Genomic DNA, 14,356 nt, shown 5'->3' with positions numbered 1-14,356 from the left:
CACGGTGTGACCACTCACGACAGGGCAGGCCTTATGCTGTACGGATTTTCTGGCGTTATTTTACAAGGCGCGCTTGTCACCCTCGAACTGGCCATCAGTTCAGTGGTGCTGGCGGTGCTGATAGGCCTGGCGGGTGCGGGAGCGAAACTCTCAAGTAATCGGGTACTGGCATTAATTTTTGAAGGCTACACCACGCTGATTCGCGGTGTGCCCGATCTGGTCCTGATGCTGCTCATTTTCTATGGTCTGCAGATTGCGCTCAACGGCGTGACGGATGCCGTGGGAATGTCGCAGATTGATATCGACCCGATGGTGGCCGGTATTATCACCCTTGGCTTTATTTACGGCGCCTATTTCACGGAAACCTTCCGCGGCGCATACATGGCCGTACCAAAAGGCCATATCGAGGCGGCCACCGCCTTCGGTTTTACCTCCTCACAAATTTTCCGTCGGATTATGTTCCCGGCCATGATGCGCTTTGCCTTACCGGGCATCGGTAACAACTGGCAGGTGATCCTCAAAGCGACGGCGCTGGTTTCCCTCCTCGGTCTGGAAGATGTGGTCAAAGCCACGCAGCTTGCGGGTAAGAGCACCTGGGAACCCTTCTATTTTGCCGTCGTGTGCGGCGTGATTTATCTGGTGTTTACTACCGTCTCCAATGGTGTGCTGCTTCTTCTCGAACGTCGCTACTCCGTGGGTGTGAAGAGGGCTGACCTGTGATTGAGATTATTCAGGAATACTGGAAATCGCTGCTGTGGACCGATGGCTATCGTTTTACTGGCGTGGCGATTACCCTGTGGCTGCTGATTTCGTCTGTGGTGATGGGCGGGATTCTGGCGGTGTTTTTATCCATTGGCCGCGTATCGGAAAACAAATACATTCGCTTCCCGATTTGGCTGTTTACCTATATTTTTCGCGGCACGCCGCTGTACGTCCAGCTGCTGGTCTTTTACTCCGGCATGTACACGCTGGAAATAGTCAAAGGCACAGAAATGCTGAACGCGTTCTTTCGCAGCGGCCTGAACTGTACCGTGCTGGCGCTGACGCTAAACACCTGCGCGTACACCACTGAGATTTTCGCCGGTGCCATTCGTTCTGTGCCTTACGGTGAGATTGAAGCGGCGCGCGCCTATGGTTTCTCATCGGTGAAGCTCTATCGCTGCATTATTATGCCTTCCGCACTGCGTATCGCGCTGCCGGCGTACAGCAACGAAGTGATCCTGATGCTTCACTCCACCGCGCTGGCGTTTACCGCGACAGTGCCGGACCTGCTGAAAATCGCGCGTGATATTAACTCGGCGACTTACCAGCCCTTTACCGCCTTTGGCATCGCCGCGGTGCTGTATTTGATTATTTCGTACGTCCTGATTAGCCTGTTCCGCAAGGCAGAAAAACGCTGGTTGCAGCACATGAAACCTACTTCGACGCACTGAGAAAACGATGTCTGAAAATAAATTAAACGTTATCGATCTGCACAAACGCTACGGCGAACATGAAGTGCTGAAAGGGGTATCGCTGCAGGCGAATGCGGGCGATGTGATCAGTATTATTGGCTCATCCGGTTCGGGAAAAAGTACCTTCCTGCGCTGCATTAACTTCCTCGAAAAGCCGAGCGAAGGGTCGATTATCGTCAGCGGGCAAAATATCAACCTGGTGCGCGACAAAGACGGGCAGCTGAAAGTGGCGGATAAAAATCAGCTGCGTCTGCTGCGCACGCGTCTGACGATGGTGTTCCAGCACTTTAACCTCTGGAGCCATATGACGGTGCTGGAAAACGTCATGGAAGCGCCGATTCAGGTGCTGGGCTTAAGCAAACAGGAAGCGCGTGAACGTGCGGTGAAATACCTGGCGAAAGTGGGTATCGACGAACGTCAGCAGATTAAGTATCCGGTGCATTTGTCCGGCGGTCAGCAGCAGCGTGTTTCCATCGCCCGCGCGCTGGCGATGGAGCCGGAAGTTCTGCTGTTTGATGAGCCGACCTCGGCGCTCGATCCTGAGCTGGTGGGCGAAGTGCTGCGCATTATGCAGAAGCTGGCCGAAGAGGGGAAAACGATGGTGGTGGTGACGCACGAGATGGGCTTTGCCCGTAACGTCTCGAACCACGTTATCTTCCTGCATCAGGGTGTCATCGAAGAGCAAGGGCATCCTGATGAGGTGCTGGCGAACCCGAAAAGCCCGCGTTTGCAGCAGTTCCTGAAAGGCTCGCTCAAGTAATGTCGGTGCCCGGTGGCGTTGAGTTTACCGGGCCTGCAAAACGCATTTCATCGCCGGGCAAAGACCGTGCCGCCCGGCAATTCACACCGCACCACACTCCAGCCGATACACCCAGTCGTCATACCGCACGCCGTTAATCTCATAGGCCTTTTCCAGCACCTGAGTACGCACAAATCCCTGCTTCTCCAGCACCCGCACCGAACCGGCGTTATCCGCCAGCACATAGGCGTTAATCGCTTTCACGCCCGCCTGGCTGAACGCATAGTCGCACACTGCTCGCAGCGCTTCGCTGGCATAGCCTTTGCCCTGTGCCTGAGGGATCACTGTATAGCCGATATCTGCTTCTTCACGGAACTTCGCGCTGATTTGCAGGCCAATATCGCCGAGCGGTGTGTCGTTGCCATGGGCGCGAATCACAAAGGTGTGGGGCGCTGCCAGGCGAATGGCGAACAGGCGTCGGGTCTCTTTTTCAGGCGCAATGGCCGCCATATAACGCATGATCGCACGATCTTCGCGCAGGGAGCGGAAGAACGCCCAGTCGGAGGGTTTAAAGGGGGAAAGCTGAAGTCGGGGAGTGGTGATTGTCGCCATAGTGTCGCCATTCTGGGGAGTCTGACGTACGACTCTACCATAAGCGACACGGCAGATTTAACCCACCACATCTCCCAGGGCTTCTTCTAAGTCGTACCAGCGGAAGGCAAATCCCGACACCTCCAGCCGTTTTGGCAGGGCGCGCTGCCCGCCCAGTACCAGCACTGACGATTCCCCCATCAGCAGGCGGATGGCCGTCGCAGGGGCGCGAAGCACCGCCGGGCGTTTCAGGGCGTGGCCCAGCGCATGGGCAAACTGTTCGTTTCGCACCGGGTAGGGCGCAACCATATTGAATGGGCCGCGCAGATCGTTATCCAGCAGCCACAGAATGCCGTTAACCATATCGTCGATATGAATCCAGGCCAGATACTGGCGCCCGTTGCCCATCGGACCGCCCAGGCCAAGTTTAAATACCGGGAGCATCTTCGCCAGAATCCCGCCCTTCGGTGCCAGCACCACGCCGGTTCTGAGCAGACAAACGCGGGTAGCGTCACTCTGCGCACCGCAGGCGATTTGCTCCCAGCGGGCGCAGAGTTTGTGGGTAAATTCGTTATGTGGTGGCTCTTCTTCGGTAACAACGACTTCGCCGAGATCGCCGTAATAGCCTGTCGCCGAGCCGGAGATCAGCACCGACGGAGGCGTTGCGCTGGCGTGGAACAGATCGACCAGCTTTTGAGTGATGTTCCAGCGGCTGTCGCACAGCCGCTGTTTCTGCTCTTCGGTCCAGCGTTTGTCGGCGATAGGCTCACCGGCGAGGTTGATGACGGCATCGAAGCCGTCCAGATTCTGCTGTTCAGCCAGCCCTTTCCAGATACCGACGTGATTGCCGAGCACCTGACGCGCTTTATCCGCGTTGCGCGTCACCACGGTGATGTCGTGTTTCAGCACCTGCAAGCGCGAAATGAGATGACGGCCAATCAGGCCGGTACCGCCGGTCACCAGAATCTTCATACCACCTCCTGGAGGCGCTTAGCGTTGCCAGCTTAGGGTCATAGAGACCGAGTCGGCGTAACGCAGCGCGTGAAGTTTGTCGATTTCTACTTCAGCATAAGTGACCCAGTGATGTTCGCGTGCGATATCGAGCACATCCTGAGTTAATTTTTCGAGCAAAGAGAAACGGTTATTCTCAACGTACTTAATGATGTTCTTGGTAATGGTGCGATAGTTCAGGGCGTCGTTGATATCTTCACTGGCGCGGGCCTTGTCGGCCGGGTAGTGAATAACGACATTAATCACGATGTCCTGACGATTTTCGATCTCTTCGTCTTTGATACCGATAAAAGTGCGTAAGCGTAAGTTTTTTATACGAATAATAGCGTCATGCTGAGACATTGCAGGCTTCCTCTGTTTGTTATTCGCACCATAATACATGAGGATTTTGGGCGCGCCCAATCCGGCGGGTACCTAAATTTGCTGAGCCTTCTGCATCGCGCGCTCCGTCGCCGGGCGGGTGCGGATCCGCTCGAACCAGTTGTTCACGGCAGGGTAAGTGGCCAGATCGATTCGCTGGCGCAGATGGGCGTTGATCCACGGCCAGCAGGCGATATCGGCGATGCTGTAATGGTCGCCGCCAAGCCACGGGGATTTTTCCAGCCGCTTGTTCAGCACCCCGTAAAGACGCTGGGTTTCCACCTGATAGCGCTCAATGGCGTAAGGAATGGGCTGCGGGGCAAAATGGTTAAAGTGGTGGTTTTGTCCCAGGCTCGGCCCCAGACCGCTCGCCTGCCAGAACAGCCATTGCAGCGTGTGGTGGCGCTCACGCAGCTCACCGCTCAGCAGCTTGCCGGTTTTTTCCGCCAGATAGAGCAGGATCTCACCTGATTCAAACAGACTCAGCGGCCTGCCGCCATCCACAGGGGAGGTATCGACAATCGCGGGAATTTTATTGTTGGGCGAAATGGCCAGAAAATCAGCCCGGAACTGATCGCCTTTGCTGATATCCACTTTGATAATGCGATAATCCAGCTGGGTTTCTTCCAGAAAGAGCGTGATCTTGTGACCGTTAGGGGTCGGGGCAAAATAGAGGTCTATCATCTCAACTCCTGTCATTAGATTATTTCAGGCCTTAAAAACGAGTATAGGCGCTGCGCATAAATCGTGAGTTTTCATCAAGTGACAGGAACGCAAAGAGATTATATGTTGGATGAAAACCGTTCAGCCGATGAGGATGTTATGAGCCAACCTACGATTACCCTGTGGTCCGATGCCAACTTTTATTCGCCGTATGTCATGAGTGTGTATGTCGCGCTGGCGGAGAAGGGGCTGACGTTCAACCTCAAAACCGTTGATCTGGATCGCGGCGAACACCTTAAACCACAGTGGCAGGGTTACGCGCTGACGCGCCGTGTACCGGTGCTGGAAATCGACGGGTTTGAGTTGAGTGAATCCTCAGCCATTGATGAGTATCTCGAAGACCGCTTTGCGCCGCCGGAGTGGGAGCGTATTTATCCTCACGATCTGCAAAAACGCGCGCGGGCGCGACAGATCCAGGCGTGGCTCAGGAGCGATCTGGTGCCGATTCGTGAGCAGCGTGCGACGGACGTGATCTTTGGCGGCGCGAAAATGCCTGCGCTCAACGAAGCGGGTGAGGCGAGCGCCAGTAAGCTCTTTGAAACGGCCGCGAAGCTGCTGGAACACGGCAACCCGAACCTGTTTGGCGAATGGTGTATTGCCGATGCGGATCTGGCACTGATGCTGAACCGCCTGGTACTGAATGGCGACGCCGTTCCGCAGGCGCTGGCCAACTATGCCTCCTTCCAGTGGCAGCGCGCCTCCGTGCAGCGTTTTGTCGCGCTGTCGGCAAAGCGTTCAGGCTGATAAACCCCGTGGGTTCAGGTATGATAGGGCAGTGATCATTTGAAAGGAGTCACTGATGAAACTCATGTTTGCATCGGATATTCACGGATCGCTGCCCGCGACGGAGCGCGTGCTTGAACGCTTTGTGCAAAGCGGGGCGCAGTGGCTGATTATCCTCGGCGATGTGCTCAACCACGGGCCGCGTAATGCGCTTCCGGACGGCTACGCTCCCGCGCAGGTGGCGGACAAACTGAATCAGTTTGCGGATAAAATCATCGCGGTGCGCGGCAACTGCGACAGCGAAGTCGATCAGATGTTACTTCACTTCCCGATGACTGCCCCCTGGCAGCAGGTGTTGCTGGAACAGAACCGCCTGTTTTTGACCCACGGACATCTTTTTAGCCCGGATAATTTGCCGCCGCTCTCGACTGGCGATGTGCTGGTTTACGGTCATACTCATATTCCGGTGGCGTCGAGGCACGGAGATACCGTGCATTTCAATCCTGGCTCCGTCAGTATTCCGAAAGGGGGGAATGTCCCCAGCTACGGCATGCTGGAGGAGAATCTATTACGCGTTATCGCACTTAATGATCAGCAAGTTATTGCGCAGGTCAGCATTAATCCGTAAGTTACACCTCAAAAGTCAAACGCGCCAAAAGAGCGCTTAACGAGAAGGGTTCCCGATGGTGGAGCAGAGTCATTTGGCAAGTACAGAGTGGGTTGACATTGTCAGCGAAGACAATGAAGTGATTACACAGGCGAGCCGCGAGCAAATGCGGGCTGAACGTCTGCGTCACCGCGCAACTTACATCGTTGTTCACGATGGAATGGGCAAGATCCTGGTACAGCGACGTACTGACACGAAAGATTTTCTCCCGGGCATGCTCGATGCTACGGCAGGTGGCGTGGTCCAGGCCGATGAAATTCTGCTGGACTCTGCGCGTCGTGAGGCAGAAGAGGAGTTGGGCATTGCCGGTGTGCCTTTTGCCGAGCACGGTCTGTTCTACTTTGAAGACCCGCATTGTCGCGTGTGGGGCGGATTGTTTAGCTGCGTGTCCCACGGTCCCTTCGCCCTTCAGGAAGAAGAGGTGAGCGAAGTAAGCTGGATGACGCCAGAAGAGATCACCGCACGTTGTGATGAGTTCACTCCGGATTCACTGAAAGCTCTGGCGCTGTGGATGAGCCGCAACGCCAAAAACGAATCCGCTAAACCTGAGAAGCAGGAGCAGGCTGAGTAAACCTCAGCAACTCTCCCGCAAACACAGACTGGAGGCGATCGGTTTCTGATCGCGCCAGTCGCTGTCATTCAAGCGCTCCAGCAGCGCGCGTCCCGCTTCAACACCAATCTTACGATGTGGCACCGCCATCGTCGTCAGCGGCGGCTGACAGACGCGGCTGACGTCGCTATCGCCAAAACCCACCACCGCCAGGTCATCCGGTACTTTGATGCGCCGGCGCTGACACTCATACAGCACGCCACACGCCAGTTCGTCGGAGACGCAGACCAGCGCATCCAGTTCCGGCCAGGCAAGTAAAAACTCCGGCAGCTGCGACGCCCCCGTTGAGAAATTCGGCGGCAGTGCGGCATTAATCACCCGATTCGGCGACATATGGTGGCGCAACATCGCCTTATACCAGCCCTGCAGGTGCTGCTGGAAAATCCACTGCTCCTGATTCGCGCACAGCAGCCCGATGTTCTGATAGCCGCGCTGAATCACCAGTTCGGTGAGTTCGTACATCGCCGCGACGTTATCGATTCCAATATTCATATCCAGCGGATCGGCGCGCATCGCCCCCATTTCCATCACCGGTATAGAGGCGTTTTTCAGCCAGTGGCGGACGGTATCCGTGTGTTCCGCGCTGAGCAAAATGGCGGCCGCAATGTTAGAGGCGAGCAGCGTTTCGAGCAGTTTCTCTTCCTGCTCAGGACGGTGCTGAGATTCGGCCAGCATAATCTGGTATCCGGCCGGTTGCAGGATTTGCTGCAGTCCGGCGAACATATCGGAACACCCGTCTTCTGCAAGATTGGGGACGACCATGGCAATGGTCCTGGATGATGCTGACGCCAGCGCGCTGGCTGCAAGATTAGGCATATAACCCAGCTCCTGCACCGCCGCATCAATTTTTTCTCGTAGCTTATCGGAAACCTGCTCTGGCGTGCGCAATGCGCGGGACACCGTCATAGTACCCACTCCGGCAAGCTGAGCGACATCAGAGATTGTCACTTTGCCGGTACTACGTCGTTTTCGGGTTAGAGACATACAAATTCCTGGTGACCAGTCGCGTTTTGTTATCTTCCTTCACTTCACGTAAAAATCAGTATACGCCTTAACTCCCTTTTTTTACTGTGATTTAAGGTGCGGTTTGTAATTTGATAGCGCTATCACAATTTTGAATGTTAGAAATTGGTAGCGCTATCTTTGTGATCTTGATCGCAGCTATCCGTGATAGCCTTGCATAAAGTTTGCTCATTGTTGATATCAGGCCGGGAGGAAAACATGCTCAAAAAATGGATACATGATGCAACCATCACCCTGGAAGAGAGCGTTGAAAACTGGCCGCAGGCGCTGGAGCTTTGCGCCAGACCGCTGCTGGAGATGAACGTGATCTCCCCGGAGTATGTGACGGCGATTGTCGAACAGCATCATAAGTTAGGACCGTATTACGTGCTGGCACCAGGGCTGGCCATGCCGCATGCGCGGCCAGAAGAAGGGGCGAAAGGGCTTGGCCTCTCATTATTAAAACTTAAGCAGGGAGTTGCATTCGGTGCCGGAGAGTTCGATCCGGTAGATATTATTATCATGCTGGCTGCACCCGATAAACACAGCCATATCGAAATGATCTCCGCGCTGGCCGAGTTATTTTCCAGTGACGATGATTTGGCCGAACTGCATAACGTAAATACGCGGGAGGAAATAAAAGCCATTATCGAACGCTTCTGACGTTATTACCCATTCCGATTAATTTACTCATTACGCTGAGGCGTGATGCGGGCGCACTCTACTCAAAAAAGGCATAACAATGAAAATTATGGCGATTTGCGGCTCCGGCCTGGGCAGTAGTTTCATGGTCGAAATGAATATCAAAAAAGTGCTAAAAAAATTAAATATCCAGGCTGAGGTTGAGCACTCCGATCTCTCTTCGGCAACCCCCGGTGCTGCCGACGTGTTCGTGATGGCGAAAGATATCGCTGCCAGCGCGAGCGTGCCGGAAAGCCAGCTGGTGGTCATCAACAACATTATTGATATCAATGAACTGGAAGCGCAACTCAGCGCCTGGTTCGCAAAACAATCATCCTGATAACACCCTGTAAACGGTGAGGTGGATATGTTTATACTCGAAACGTTGAATTTCGTTGTTGATATTTTAAAAGTACCCTCAGTGCTGGTGGGCTTAATTGCCTTAATTGGACTGGTAGCCCAGAAAAAACCGTTTTCGGATGTGGTGAAAGGCACCATTAAAACCATTCTCGGTTTTATTGTTCTGGGCGGCGGTGCTACGGTGCTGGTCGGCTCCTTAAATCCCTTAGGGGGAATGTTTGAACACGCCTTTAATATTCAGGGCATTATTCCGAATAACGAAGCCATTGTGTCCATTGCGCTGGAAAAATATGGCGCATCTACGGCGCTGATTATGGCCTTCGGGATGGTAGCGAATATTATTGTCGCTCGCTTTACCCGACTGAAGTACATCTTTCTGACCGGGCACCACACGTTCTACATGGCTTGCATGATCGGCGTGATCCTCACCGTCGCCGGGTTTGAGGGTATCGGCCTGGTCTTTACCGGCTCGCTGATTCTCGGTCTGGTCATGGCGTTCTTCCCGGCGCTGGCGCAACGCTACATGAAGCGCATCACCGGTAATGACGATATCGCATTTGGCCACTTCGGTACGCTGGGCTACGTGCTTTCCGGCTGGATCGGCAGCAAATGCGGGAAAGGCTCGCGCTCAACGGAAGAGATGAATCTGCCAAAGAACCTCAGCTTCCTGCGCGACAGCTCAATCTCTATCTCGCTGACCATGATGATCATCTACCTGATTATGGCCGTCAGCGCCGGACGTGAGTATGTCGAAGCGACCTTCAGCGGCGGTCAAAACTACCTGGTTTACGCAATTATCATGGCGATCACCTTCGCGGCGGGGGTGTTCATCATCCTGCAGGGTGTGCGTCTGATTCTGGCGGAGATTGTCCCGGCCTTTACCGGCTTTTCCGAAAAGCTGGTCCCGAACGCGCGTCCGGCCCTCGACTGCCCGGTGGTCTATCCCTATGCGCCTAACGCCGTGCTGATTGGTTTCCTGTTCAGCTTCCTCGGCGGTCTGGTTGGTCTGTTCCTGTGTGGGCAATTTAGCTGGGTGCTGATCCTGCCGGGTGTGGTTCCTCACTTCTTCACTGGGGCCACTGCCGGAGTGTTCGGGAACGCTACGGGCGGGCGTCGCGGTGCGATGATTGGAGCCTTTGCTAACGGCCTGCTGATTACCTTCCTGCCAGTGATGTTGCTGCCGGTGCTGGGGGCGATTGGTTTCGCTAACACCACTTTCTCAGACGCCGATTTTGGCGCAGTGGGCATCGTGCTGGGCAATCTGGCGCGCTACCTGTCTCCGTTCGCCATTACCGGTCTCGTCGTTGCGCTGTTCGCCGCGCTGGTGGCCTACAACGTGTTCGCTAAAAACAACTCTGCGGGCGGTAACGCGCAGGAAAACACCGGAGCTAAATCATGAATGTGAAAGAAGTCACCCGACTGGCGCGTGAGATCCGCCTGGAAACGCTCAAATCTTTAACGCAGCTGGGGTTCGGTCATTACGGCGGCAGTATGTCGGTGGTGGAAACGCTGGCGGTGCTGTACGGCGCGGTGATGAAAATCGACCCGGCCGATCCCGACTGGCCAGAGCGCGATTACTTCGTGCTCTCCAAGGGGCACGCTGGCCCGGCCCTTTACAGCACGCTGGCGATCAAAGGCTATTTCCCGGTGGAAGAACTGAGCACGCTGAACCAGAACGGCACGCGTTTGCCGAGCCACCCGGATCGCCTGAAAACGCGCGGTGTGGATGCCACTACCGGTTCGCTGGGGCAGGGAATTTCAATCGCTGGCGGGATGGCCCTGTCGCATAAGCTGGCGGGGCGTCCTAACCGGGTGTTCAGTATCGTCGGTGACGGCGAGCTAAACGAGGGGCAGTGCTGGGAAGCCTTCCAGTTTATCGCCCATCACCGGCTGACCAATCTGACCATCTTTGTCGACTGGAACAAACAGCAGCTCGACGGCGAGCTGGATGAGATCATCTGTGCGTTCGATCTCGAAGGGAAGTTCCGCGCCTTTGGCTTTGACGTGGTGACGGTCAAGGGGGACGACGTGGCCGGACTGCTGGAGGCGGTTTCACTGCCGCCTGCCGCCGGTGCCCGCCCGCTGGTGGTGATCCTCGACAGCATCAAAGGGCAGGGCGTGCCGTATCTGGAGCAGCTAAGCAACTCCCACCACCTGCGACTGACGGATGACGTCAAAGCCGCGCTGAATGAGACGATTCGCCAACTGGAGGCCGCACATGATTAAGGTTGCACCCGCAGGACAAAAAGATGCCATCGAGATGCGTAAAGTCTACGCCGGTTTCGTGGCAAACCAGATTGAAGCCGGAAGTGAGATTATCGCTCTCGAAGCCGATCTGATGAGCTCAATGGCAATGGATGGCGTGGCGCGTGATTACCCGCAGCATGTGATTAACTGCGGCATTATGGAAGCCAACGTCATCGGTACGGCCGCCGGCTTGTCACTCACCGGGCGCAAACCGTTTGTGCATACGTTTACGGCCTTTGCCAGCCGCCGCTGCTTTGACCAGCTGTTTATGTCGCTGGATTATCAGCGCAATAACGTCAAGGTCATTGCCTCGGATGCGGGTGTCACGGCCTGTCACAACGGCGGCACCCATATGTCGTTTGAGGATATGGGGATCGTGCGCGGCCTGGCGCATTCGGTAGTGCTGGAAGTGACCGATGCGGTGATGTTCGAAGATGTACTGCGCCAGCTTATCGATCTCGAGGGTTTCTACTGGGTGCGTACGATTCGTAAGCAGGCGCCAAGCGTCTATGCGCCGGGTTCAACCTTTACCATTGGCAAAGGAAACGTTTTGCGTGAGGGGAGCGATATCACGCTGATTGCAAACGGCATCATGGTGGCGGAAGCGCTGGAAGCGGCCCGTCAGCTCGAGCAGGAGGGAGTCAGCGCGGCGGTAATCGACATGTTTACCCTGAAACCTATCGACCGGATGCTGGTGAAAAACTACGCCGAGAAAACCGGGCGGATTGTGACCTGTGAAAACCACAGTATTCACAACGGGCTGGGGTCTGCGGTGGCGGAAGTGCTGGTGGAAACCTGTCCGGTCCCGATGCGTCGTGTCGGCGTGAAAGAGCGGTATGGTCAGGTGGGCACGCAGGACTTCCTGCAGAAAGAGTATGGCCTGACGGCACACGATATTGTCTCGGCGGCGCGAGAGCTGCTGTAATTAAAAAAGGCGACCAGAGGGTCGCCTTTTTGTTGCCCGGTGGTGCAAACGCTTACCGGGCTTACAGAACTTTCAGAACATTACTGCTGTTGCTGTGAAGACTGAATCGCGGTCAGAGCGATGGTGTAGACGATATCGTCAACCAGCGCGCCACGGGACAGGTCGTTCACCGGCTTGCGCATACCTTGCAGCATCGGCCCGATGGAGATCAGGTCGGCAGAACGCTGTACCGCTTTGTAGGTGGTGTTACCGGTGTTCAGATCCGGGAAGATGAACACGGTCGCGCGACCTGCAACCGGAGAGTTCGGTGCTTTGGATTTCGCAACGTCAGCCATCACGGCGGCGTCGTACTGCAGCGGGCCATCGATCATCAGGTCAGGACGTTTTTCCTGCGCCAGACGCGTCGCTTCACGCACTTTCTCTACGTCGCTACCTGCACCAGAGGTGCCGGTGGAGTAGGAGAGCATCGCAACGCGCGGTTCGATACCGAAGGCAATTGCGGAGTCCGCAGACTGGATAGCAATCTCAGCCAGCTGTTCTGCAGTTGGGTCTGGGTTAATCGCACAGTCACCGTAAACATAAACCTGTTCAGGCAGCAGCATGAAGAACACAGAAGAGACCAGCGAGCTACCTGGTGCCGTTTTGATCAGCTGCAGCGGTGGACGAATGGTGTTCGCGGTGGTGTGAACTGCACCGGAAACCAGACCGTCAACTTCGTCCTGCTCCAGCATCAGGGTACCCAGTACCACGTTGTCTTCCAGCTGTTCGCGCGCAACGGCTTCGGTCATGCCTTTGCTCTTACGCAGCTCAACCAGACGGGCAACGTAGCTCTCGCGAACCACTTCTGGATCGACGATTTCAATACCTGAACCCAGCTCAACGCCCTGAGACGCTGCAACGCGGGTGATTTCATCTGGGTTACCCAGCAGCACGCAGGTCGCAATACCGCGCTCTGCACAGATAGCAGCCGCTTTAACGGTACGCGGTTCGTCGCCTTCTGGCAGAACAACGCGTTTACCGGCTTTACGCGCCAGCTCGGTCAACTGGTAGCGGAATGCTGGTGGAGACAGACGACGGCTACGCTCGGAGGTCGCGGTCAGAGACTCAACCCAATCAGCGTTAATGTAGCTTGCAACGTATTCCTGAACTTTCTCGATACGCTCATGGTCATCAACCGGGACTTCCAGGTTGAAGCTCTGCAGGCTCAGAGAGGTCTGCCAGGTGTTGGTGTTCACCATGAACACTGGCAGGCCGGTGGCGAACGCACGTTCGCACAGCTTGCTAACGCGAGGGTCCATTTCGTATGCGCCGGTCAGCAGGATCGCACCGATCTCAACGCCGTTCATCGCAGCCAGACAGGCGGCAACCAGCACGTCAGGACGGTCAGCGGAGGTCACCAGCAGGGAACCTGCACGGAAATGTTCCAGCATGTGCGGAATGCTGCGCGCGCAGAAGGTCACAGATTTCACGCGGCGGGTATTGATGTCGCCTTCGTTAACCACGGTCGCATTCAGGTGACGCGCCATGTCGATCGCACGGGTAGCGATCAGATCGAAGCTCCACGGCACCGCGCCCAGCACTGGCAGCGGGCTGCTTGCGCTCAGCTGAGCAGGGTCCACTTTCACGATCTTCGCTTTGGAAGAGTCGTCGAAAATTTCAGACAGGTCAGGGCGAGTACGGCCTTGTTCATCAACCGGTGCGTTCAGTTTGTTAACGATAACGCCGGTGATGTTGCTGTTTTTCGCGCCGCCGAAGCTGCTGCGAGTCAGCTCAATGCGCTCGTTCAGCTGTTCCGGGGTATCGGTACCCTGGGACATCACGAACACGATTTCAGCGTTCAGGGTTTTGGCGATTTCGTAGTTCAGAGACTGAGCAAACTGATGTTTGCGCGTCGGAACCAGACCTTCAACCAGAACCACTTCCGCGTCCTTCGCGTTCGCGTGGTAGTTAGCGATGATCTCTTCCATCAGCACATCGGACTGATTGCTGGAGAGCAGAGACTCAACGTGGCTCATTTTCAGCGGTTCAGCCGCTGGCAGACCGGAATTCGCACGCACGATGGCGGTGGTCTGGTCTGGCGCATCGCCACCGGCACGAGGCTGGGCGATAGGCTTAAAGACGCTCAGGCGAACGCCTTTGCGTTCCATAGCACGGATAACGCCAAGGCTGACGCTGGTCAGGCCGACGCTGGTTCCGGTAGGGATCAGCATAATAGTACGGGACACGGTTTATCCTCTTTTGGTTACCGCCGCAGTGGGCGGGG

17 protein-coding genes are annotated in these 14,356 nt (G+C 55.7%); 11 read left to right on the top strand and 6 right to left on the bottom strand.

The features are described from left to right. The first annotated feature begins 33 nt into the window (after window positions 1-33). From ETG88_RS12885 to hisP, 3 genes are read left to right on the top strand one after another with little or no spacing between them, the layout of a single operon-like run. Window positions 34-720: a histidine ABC transporter permease HisQ gene (locus tag ETG88_RS12885; RefSeq protein ID WP_102104913.1), complete on the top strand. Its 687-nt coding sequence runs from the start codon at window positions 34-36 to the stop codon at window positions 718-720. Next, window positions 717-1,433: an ABC transporter permease gene (locus tag ETG88_RS12880; protein ID WP_100779429.1), complete on the top strand. Its 717-nt coding sequence runs from the start codon at window positions 717-719 to the stop codon at window positions 1,431-1,433. The genes ETG88_RS12885 and ETG88_RS12880 overlap by 4 nt, the downstream gene beginning before the upstream one ends. 7 nt (window positions 1,434-1,440) lie before the next feature. Continuing rightward, window positions 1,441-2,214, top strand: coding sequence for a histidine ABC transporter ATP-binding protein HisP (hisP, locus tag ETG88_RS12875; protein ID WP_102104912.1), 774 nt, complete (start codon window positions 1,441-1,443; stop codon window positions 2,212-2,214). Window positions 2,215-2,295: 81 nt separating this feature from the next. Here hisP and ETG88_RS12870 read toward each other — a convergent pair whose 3' ends face one another. The 4 genes from ETG88_RS12870 to yfcG form a co-directional block, all read right to left on the bottom strand. Continuing rightward, window positions 2,296-2,805 (bottom strand): GNAT family N-acetyltransferase, encoded by a 510-nt coding sequence (locus ETG88_RS12870; protein WP_102104911.1) that lies wholly within the window; start codon window positions 2,803-2,805, stop codon window positions 2,296-2,298. 57 nt (window positions 2,806-2,862) lie between these two features. After that, window positions 2,863-3,756, bottom strand: coding sequence for a TIGR01777 family oxidoreductase (locus ETG88_RS12865; protein ID WP_129035528.1), 894 nt, complete (start codon window positions 3,754-3,756; stop codon window positions 2,863-2,865). Window positions 3,757-3,774: 18 nt separating this feature from the next. Beyond that, the gene (folX, locus tag ETG88_RS12860) at window positions 3,775-4,137 is read right to left on the bottom strand and encodes a dihydroneopterin triphosphate 2'-epimerase (RefSeq protein WP_100779433.1); all 363 of its coding nucleotides are present in this window, start codon (window positions 4,135-4,137) and stop codon (window positions 3,775-3,777) included. Window positions 4,138-4,209: 72 nt separating this feature from the next. Beyond that, the gene (yfcG, locus tag ETG88_RS12855) at window positions 4,210-4,839 is read right to left on the bottom strand and encodes a GSH-dependent disulfide bond oxidoreductase (protein WP_100779434.1); all 630 of its coding nucleotides are present in this window, start codon (window positions 4,837-4,839) and stop codon (window positions 4,210-4,212) included. A gap of 138 nt (window positions 4,840-4,977) precedes the next feature. Between yfcG and yfcF the strand changes: the two genes are divergently transcribed. Genes yfcF through yfcD form a run of 3 tightly spaced genes read left to right on the top strand, consistent with a single transcriptional unit; the run spans window position 4,978 to window position 6,839 of the window. Further along, complete coding sequence (gene yfcF / locus ETG88_RS12850; RefSeq protein ID WP_129035527.1) at window positions 4,978-5,622, top strand: glutathione transferase; 645 nt, start codon at window positions 4,978-4,980, stop codon at window positions 5,620-5,622. Between the two features lie 55 nt (window positions 5,623-5,677). After that, window positions 5,678-6,229 (top strand): phosphodiesterase, encoded by a 552-nt coding sequence (gene yfcE / locus ETG88_RS12845; RefSeq protein ID WP_129035526.1) that lies wholly within the window; start codon window positions 5,678-5,680, stop codon window positions 6,227-6,229. Between the two features lie 55 nt (window positions 6,230-6,284). Further along, on the top strand, window positions 6,285-6,839 hold the full coding sequence (gene yfcD / locus ETG88_RS12840; RefSeq protein ID WP_129035525.1) for an NUDIX hydrolase YfcD: 555 nt from the start codon (window positions 6,285-6,287) through the stop codon (window positions 6,837-6,839). Between the two features lie 3 nt (window positions 6,840-6,842). On the opposite strand, the gene ETG88_RS12835 is transcribed toward yfcD, so the two are convergent. Further along, complete coding sequence (locus ETG88_RS12835) at window positions 6,843-7,862, bottom strand: LacI family DNA-binding transcriptional regulator (RefSeq protein ID WP_100779437.1); 1,020 nt, start codon at window positions 7,860-7,862, stop codon at window positions 6,843-6,845. Between the two features lie 237 nt (window positions 7,863-8,099). Here ETG88_RS12835 and ETG88_RS12830 point away from each other — a divergent pair, with 237 nt between their 5' ends. From ETG88_RS12830 to ETG88_RS12810, 5 genes are all read left to right on the top strand, one after another. Then, window positions 8,100-8,543: a PTS sugar transporter subunit IIA gene (locus ETG88_RS12830; RefSeq protein ID WP_107703185.1), complete on the top strand. Its 444-nt coding sequence runs from the start codon at window positions 8,100-8,102 to the stop codon at window positions 8,541-8,543. Between the two features lie 79 nt (window positions 8,544-8,622). After that, complete coding sequence (locus ETG88_RS12825; protein WP_100779439.1) at window positions 8,623-8,901, top strand: PTS sugar transporter subunit IIB; 279 nt, start codon at window positions 8,623-8,625, stop codon at window positions 8,899-8,901. Between the two features lie 27 nt (window positions 8,902-8,928). Then, on the top strand, window positions 8,929-10,320 hold the full coding sequence (locus tag ETG88_RS12820; RefSeq protein WP_107703186.1) for a PTS ascorbate transporter subunit IIC: 1,392 nt from the start codon (window positions 8,929-8,931) through the stop codon (window positions 10,318-10,320). Next, window positions 10,317-11,147 (top strand): transketolase, encoded by an 831-nt coding sequence (locus ETG88_RS12815; RefSeq protein ID WP_123427189.1) that lies wholly within the window; start codon window positions 10,317-10,319, stop codon window positions 11,145-11,147. Before ETG88_RS12820 ends, ETG88_RS12815 begins: the two co-directional genes overlap by 4 nt. Further along, window positions 11,140-12,093, top strand: a complete 954-nt coding sequence (locus ETG88_RS12810) for a transketolase family protein (protein WP_100779442.1) — start codon at window positions 11,140-11,142, stop codon at window positions 12,091-12,093. Before ETG88_RS12815 ends, ETG88_RS12810 begins: the two co-directional genes overlap by 8 nt. 80 nt (window positions 12,094-12,173) lie before the next feature. Here the strand turns inward: ETG88_RS12810 and pta are convergent, their stop codons facing one another. Next, window positions 12,174-14,318: a phosphate acetyltransferase gene (gene pta, locus ETG88_RS12805; protein WP_100779443.1), complete on the bottom strand. Its 2,145-nt coding sequence runs from the start codon at window positions 14,316-14,318 to the stop codon at window positions 12,174-12,176. Window positions 14,319-14,356 lie beyond the last annotated feature (38 nt).

It is taken from the genome of Lelliottia nimipressuralis, assembly GCF_004115925.1.
GTDB lineage: Bacteria > Pseudomonadota > Gammaproteobacteria > Enterobacterales > Enterobacteriaceae > Enterobacter > Enterobacter nimipressuralis.
Note: the sequence above shows the minus strand (reverse complement) of the source record. Positions and strands in the feature narration are given on the sequence as shown.

What these genes read in the sequence shown, in the direction of transcription:
- ETG88_RS12885 (WP_102104913.1), top strand. Translation starts at nt 34, where the DNA reads ATGCTGTACGGATTTTCTGGCGTTATTTTACAAGGCGCGCTTGTCACC.
- hisP (WP_102104912.1), top strand. Translation starts at nt 1,441, where the DNA reads ATGTCTGAAAATAAATTAAACGTTATCGATCTGCACAAACGCTACGGC.
- ETG88_RS12870 (WP_102104911.1), bottom strand. Translation starts at nt 2,805, where the DNA reads ATGGCGACAATCACCACTCCCCGACTTCAGCTTTCCCCCTTTAAACCC.
- ETG88_RS12865 (WP_129035528.1), bottom strand. Translation starts at nt 3,756, where the DNA reads ATGAAGATTCTGGTGACCGGCGGTACCGGCCTGATTGGCCGTCATCTC.
- folX (WP_100779433.1), bottom strand. Translation starts at nt 4,137, where the DNA reads ATGTCTCAGCATGACGCTATTATTCGTATAAAAAACTTACGCTTACGC.
- yfcG (WP_100779434.1), bottom strand. Translation starts at nt 4,839, where the DNA reads ATGATAGACCTCTATTTTGCCCCGACCCCTAACGGTCACAAGATCACG.
- yfcF (WP_129035527.1), top strand. Translation starts at nt 4,978, where the DNA reads ATGAGCCAACCTACGATTACCCTGTGGTCCGATGCCAACTTTTATTCG.
- yfcE (WP_129035526.1), top strand. Translation starts at nt 5,678, where the DNA reads ATGAAACTCATGTTTGCATCGGATATTCACGGATCGCTGCCCGCGACG.
- yfcD (WP_129035525.1), top strand. Translation starts at nt 6,285, where the DNA reads ATGGTGGAGCAGAGTCATTTGGCAAGTACAGAGTGGGTTGACATTGTC.
- ETG88_RS12835 (WP_100779437.1), bottom strand. Translation starts at nt 7,862, where the DNA reads ATGTCTCTAACCCGAAAACGACGTAGTACCGGCAAAGTGACAATCTCT.
- ETG88_RS12830 (WP_107703185.1), top strand. Translation starts at nt 8,100, where the DNA reads ATGCTCAAAAAATGGATACATGATGCAACCATCACCCTGGAAGAGAGC.
- ETG88_RS12825 (WP_100779439.1), top strand. Translation starts at nt 8,623, where the DNA reads ATGAAAATTATGGCGATTTGCGGCTCCGGCCTGGGCAGTAGTTTCATG.
- ETG88_RS12820 (WP_107703186.1), top strand. Translation starts at nt 8,929, where the DNA reads ATGTTTATACTCGAAACGTTGAATTTCGTTGTTGATATTTTAAAAGTA.
- ETG88_RS12815 (WP_123427189.1), top strand. Translation starts at nt 10,317, where the DNA reads ATGAATGTGAAAGAAGTCACCCGACTGGCGCGTGAGATCCGCCTGGAA.
- ETG88_RS12810 (WP_100779442.1), top strand. Translation starts at nt 11,140, where the DNA reads ATGATTAAGGTTGCACCCGCAGGACAAAAAGATGCCATCGAGATGCGT.